This is a genomic window from Arhodomonas sp. AD133, assembly GCF_051195215.1.
Taxonomy (GTDB): Bacteria; Pseudomonadota; Gammaproteobacteria; order Nitrococcales; family Nitrococcaceae; genus Arhodomonas.
Genome location: NZ_JBNAZM010000134.1, coordinates 1 through 1,630 on the forward strand (window position 1 = coordinate 1; position 1,630 = coordinate 1,630).

The window sequence follows — 1,630 nt, forward strand, 5'->3', positions numbered from 1 at the left end:
TCGCCCGATTATCCGGTTATTGAGCCTCATGAGTCAGTTTGCTGCGGCGCCGCATATCGGCTCGTCACGGATTCAGGTATTCGTTCGAGATGAAGGAATATCAGATTTTTGCGGCCCTGAAGGCAGAGATAAGTGCTCCGTTTGTTTGGCTCACGAGTCCTGGCGTTCCATCGCGGTCAATCGCCAAGTTAAAAAACCCAAGCAACAAGAAAAGTATTTATTGTGAAGTTCTTATAGTGGATGAAAACTTTCGCGCTAACTACAACGAGGCAAAGCACACTAATAAGATCGCTCAAGCTGAGGAAGCTGCGGTAATTAATGGGTGGTATCGGCAACGGCTCGGTATCGAGAAAAACGAAAAGGCTCAGCTTGAAGTCACGTTGCCAGGTTGGCAGCCGTTGCCGTTGCTACAAATTCAAGCGGGGTTATCACATCCAGATAATGCTGTGAGAATCGCATGCGATCTAGCGGTTGTGTCAGTAGCATTAGGCGCTATAGGCCTCGTGCTGGGGGTGGTAGCAATATGTGCGTAGCGCATAACACGTCGCTCCAGCCGACGTCAGGCCGCGATGCGGCCTTCCTCGGCTGAGCTTGGCGTTGGCGGGAAAGAGCTTATGGCTAAAGGCACGGAAGCGTGGATTCGCGGGCTTCGTTCAACCGCGATCAAAAGCGGAGCGTTCGTGTTGGCAGACACGGTGAATTGGGGCAGGAATTGAGCGCACTGGAATCAGGCCATCCCGGAATGTCGGCGCTCGCCATATCGCGGCGGTTTCTGGTGCGCGGCGCGCAAGGCAAGGCCCGCGCAGTGCCGTCGAGTCAGCTCCGGGGTGGCGGAGCGTCTTTCCCTCCAACAATTGGCTGGAGGCGACGCCGGCACACGTGGCTGCTTGTAATCGGGCGCTCCGGGCGGCGCGCCTCAGCCAACCGTTAGGCAATAATGTAGATATGGATACTTGTAAGTGCTTTAGTTGCGGTGGTGTATTTCCTGATATTGATGGGCCGGTACATCGATACATGAGTTCGTCGCCGGGGTGCTGGTCAGTTTATGGAGAAGTTCTAGCTCGTGAATATAGTGACCCTACCTACTTTGAGGTTCACCGATTAACAGTTGATGCTTATGCAGTTCAGCACCCAGGCTCTACAGACCGACAAAGCATACAATCCGTTGGAGTACACCTGATAAGGCTTTGCTTGTTCCTAGAGCATGGTCTAACAGCCGGTAAAGCGAATGATGCGATGTTGGAAGCAGGAATGAAAAAATCGTCTTTTATATTTCTGGAGCCTCCGCTGGACATGGGGGAGATCACTGCGGCTGATATTTATAGGGCTAGTTCAGCAGAAGAGCACAAAGCCTTAGTAAGAGGTTGGGCTAGAAGTGTATGGGATACTTGGTCAATGCATCACAACACTATTCGAGAGTGGTTGCCTAACAAAGCATTACACTGGACAAGCCGGTGAATGCGGCGTTATGTGCCACAAGGCTGATTATGTTTCTACGTTTCGTTGTCTACGAGAAGGATGAAGGTTCGGGTCGCGAGATGGGGTTGTTCATGGGTTCCTTCTCGATCTGTGTGGGTTCCAGGGTGTGAAGGCGGGTAGCCGGTAGGTAGCGATGACCGATATGTTGTGT

2 protein-coding genes are annotated in these 1,630 nt (G+C 52.2%); both read left to right on the forward strand.

Annotated elements, in window-relative coordinates; translation table 11 throughout:
- The first annotated feature begins 89 nt into the window (after nucleotides 1-89).
- Nucleotides 90-533 carry a hypothetical protein gene (locus tag ACPEES_RS23305; protein ID WP_435106886.1) on the forward strand — a complete coding sequence of 148 codons (444 nt, stop codon included), beginning with the start codon at nucleotides 90-92 and terminating at the stop codon, nucleotides 531-533.
- A 412-nt stretch (nucleotides 534-945) separates the two neighbouring features.
- On the forward strand, nucleotides 946-1,458 hold the full coding sequence (locus ACPEES_RS23310; protein ID WP_435106888.1) for a DUF5946 family protein: 513 nt from the start codon (nucleotides 946-948) through the stop codon (nucleotides 1,456-1,458).
- The last annotated feature ends 172 nt before the right edge of the window (nucleotides 1,459-1,630 follow it).

Coding starts and splice junctions, on each gene's coding strand:
- ACPEES_RS23305 (WP_435106886.1), top strand. CDS start 90: ATGAAGGAATATCAGATTTTTGCGGCCCTGAAGGCAGAGATAAGTGCT.
- ACPEES_RS23310 (WP_435106888.1), top strand. CDS start 946: ATGGATACTTGTAAGTGCTTTAGTTGCGGTGGTGTATTTCCTGATATT.